The 3,111-nt window shown below is 47.2% G+C and carries 3 protein-coding genes; all 3 read right to left on the bottom strand.

All coding sequences use genetic code 11. From position 1 onward, the window contains the following. Window positions 1–126 precede the first annotated feature (126 nt). Window positions 127–1,134, bottom strand: a complete 1,008-nt coding sequence (gene nuoH / locus CE058_RS10120) for an NADH-quinone oxidoreductase subunit NuoH (RefSeq protein WP_048007952.1) — start codon at window positions 1,132–1,134, stop codon at window positions 127–129. After that, a complete protein-coding gene (locus CE058_RS10115; RefSeq protein WP_048007951.1) occupies window positions 1,134–2,234 on the bottom strand; it encodes an NADH-quinone oxidoreductase subunit D in 1,101 nt (366 codons plus the stop codon). The genes nuoH and CE058_RS10115 overlap by 1 nt, the downstream gene beginning before the upstream one ends. Window positions 2,235–2,237: 3 nt before the next feature. After that, window positions 2,238–3,111: NADH-quinone oxidoreductase subunit C (locus tag CE058_RS10110; protein WP_286167961.1), on the bottom strand; the 874-nt coding region annotated here is incomplete at its 5' end.

The raw sequence follows: 3,111 nt of genomic DNA, 5'->3' as shown, positions 1-3,111 counted from the left end.
AAGCTTGTGACCTCGAGGGGTAGGCGCTCCTCCTAAAAGCTAACGCTTTTAGTCCTGCGATGATTATGCTGCCGAAGCGTTCCTTGTGCAGCTAGACAATTCTCGAAGTTATGAGGCTGTTCCTCATTAAAAGATATTCAGCCATTCTTTCAGCAAAGCTGTTAAGAAAATATTTGCAAGTGCTACCGGCAGCAGAACCTTCCAGCCAAATTCCATAAGCTGGTCTGCACGGAGGCGCGGGAATGTAACACGAAACCAGACTAAAACAAAGATTACAGCCGTAAACTTAAGCGCAAACCAGACGGCACCCGGAATGAACTCCAGGAACGGCAGCGGTAGCCACCCGCCAAGGAATAGTACGGTTGTCAATGAAGCCATGGCAAAGAAGTATACATATTCCGCAAGCATGAAGAATGCCCAGCGGAAGCCGGAATATTCAACATGGAAACCGGCGACCAGCTCTGATTCCGCTTCAGGCAAGTCAAATGGAACACGGTTTAGCTCCGCTGTGGAAGCAATCAGGAATACGATGAAAGCAATAGGCTGCCAAATAATGAACCAGCCATTTTTTTGCGCTTCAACAATTTCATTCAGGTTTAGACTGCCTGTTAAAAGGATAATGCCTAATACAGACATTACGAGTGGAATTTCATATGAAATCATCTGTGCAGCGGCACGCATTCCGCCAAGCAATGCATATTTATTATTTGAAGCCCATGCTCCGGTGACAATACCGACTGTTGTCAGCCCGGAAATGGCGATGTAATACAGCAATCCAACTCCAATATCAGCAAACTGCAGTTTGTCTGTAAATGGAATTGTCGCCAGCACCATGAATGCCGGTGCAAATGCAATAACCGGTGCAAGAATAAACAGCGGCCTGTCTGCAAGCTTAGGAATGGTGTCTTCTTTTAAAAGAAGCTTTAATACGTCCGCAACAGTCTGCAGCAGCCCCCAGCGTCCGCCGACCTGATTCGGCCCGTGGCGCAGCTGCATAAATCCCATGACTTTACGCTCCGCCAGAATGGCGTAAGTAACAAATCCCAAAACGACTAGCAGTAAAACGGTGGCAAGCAAGAAGAAAATACCGAAATTCAGCAGACCTGCTTCGGAATGGAGAAGTTCTTCTACCATTAACCGTCCACCTCCCCAAGGACAATATCAATTGCCCCTAAAATAGCAATCAAGTTCGCAATGTTTTCGCCTTCAAGCAATTTCGGGAGAATCTGAAGATTATAGAATGATGGCCTCCGGAATTTCATCCGGTATGGCTCCTTCTTTCCATCACTCGCGATATAGCAGCCGATTTCTCCCCTTGGAGATTCGATTCTGACAAACGCTTCCCCTTTTGGCGCTTTGATGATTTTTGGCACTTTGGCCAGAATATCGCCTTCAGACGGGAATTGCTCCACCGCTTGTTCAAGGATTTTTAGTGATTCTTCAATTTCCTGCATACGCACATGATACCTGGCCCACGCATCCCCGCCGTCCTGAACCGCCACATCGAAATCAAAGCGATCATAGATGGAGTATGGCTCATCTTTTCGGAGATCCCATTTTACACCTGTGCAGCGGAGATTTGCACCGCTCAGCGAGTAGTTTAAAGCATCCTCTTTCGTATATTTTCCTACCCCTTTGACACGGTTCATGAAAATTTCGTTTCCGGTTACCAGCTGATGGTAGCCTTTGAGCTGTTCACGCATATATGGAACAAACTCTCTTACTTTATCAATCCAGCCCTCAGGAGCATCCCATTTAACGCCGCCGACACGCATATAGTTAAACGTTAGGCGGCCTCCAGAGATCTCATTCAGCATATTGATGATCATTTCACGCTCTCTGAATGCATACAGGAATGGGCTTGTTGCCCCAATATCCAGTAAATATGTACCCCACCATACCAGATGGCTGGCAATCCGGCCAAGCTCCATCGTGATGATCCTCAGATATTCTGCCCGTTCCGGAATTTTCAAATCCATCATCGTTTCCACTGCATGGACAAGGATATAATTATTCGTCATGGCGGCAAGATAGTCCATGCGGTCTGTATAAGGAATAATTTGCGTATACTGCAGGTTTTCTGCCAATTTCTCCGTTCCGCGGTGCAGGTAGCCGATGACCGGTTTCGCCTCTTTGATGATCTCCCCGTCAATTTTCAGAACAAGGCGAAAAACACCGTGGGTACTTGGATGCTGAGGTCCAACATTTAATAGCATTTCTTCTGTTCGCAGCATTGGTTACACCTCCACATCGTACGGTTCATAGTCTTTTCGCAGCGGATGCCCGATCCAGTCTTCCCCCAGCATAATCCGGTATAAGTTAGGGTGTCCTTTGAATTTGATTCCCAGCAAATCATATGTCTCACATTCCGGCCAATTTGCTCCTGCCCATAACGGCTGCAGTGAATCAATTACCGGCTCATCGCGGTCAATTTTAACCTTCAGTGCAACAGATTGACGTTTTTTGTATGAGTATAAGTGAGCATACACTTCCATGTGGGTCTCAAAATCGGTGCCATGAAGCTCGGATAAATAATCAAAGCCAAGCTGTTCATTATATTTCAGGAATTCTGCCAATTTAAAATATGATTCAGCTCTGGCAACCAAAGTCGGCACTTCCTTGGAGAGATTATTGATATAGTACTCTTCAAGAACATCAGATCCCAGATTTTCTTCAATTACCTTTACATATTTATCAAGGTATGGCTGATTAACCGATGGAGCTTTTTCTGCAGCTGGTTCAGTGTCAGCCTTGCTTCCGGCAGCTTTTGCCTTCGCGGCTGCTGCGGCTGCGGCCTTTGCTTTCGCTGCGGCGATTGCCTTTGCCTTTTCATCATCTGCTGCTCCGTCTGCTTTGCCTGCTGCGGCTAATTTTGCTTTTGCTGCTGCAGCGGCTTTCGCCTTTGCTGCTGCAATCGCTTTTGCCTTTTCATCTTCCCCGCCTGCTTGTTTTGCTTGAGCTGCTGCTTTCGCCTTTGCTGCTGCGGCGGCCTTGGCTTTTGCTGTTGCAATCGCTTTTGCCTTTTCGTCATCCCCGCCTGCTTGTTTTGCTTGGGCTGCTGCTTTAGCTTTTGCTGCTGCTGCTGCTTTGGCTTTTGCTGCTGCGGCGGCT

The sequence above is a fragment of the Bacillus sp. 22-7 genome (genome assembly GCF_010628845.1).
In the GTDB taxonomy this organism is placed as follows: Bacteria; Bacillota; Bacilli; order Bacillales; family Cytobacillaceae; genus Cytobacillus; species Cytobacillus firmus_B.
The sequence above is the reverse complement of the archived record's forward strand: the minus strand, read 5'-3'. Positions and strand labels throughout refer to the sequence as shown.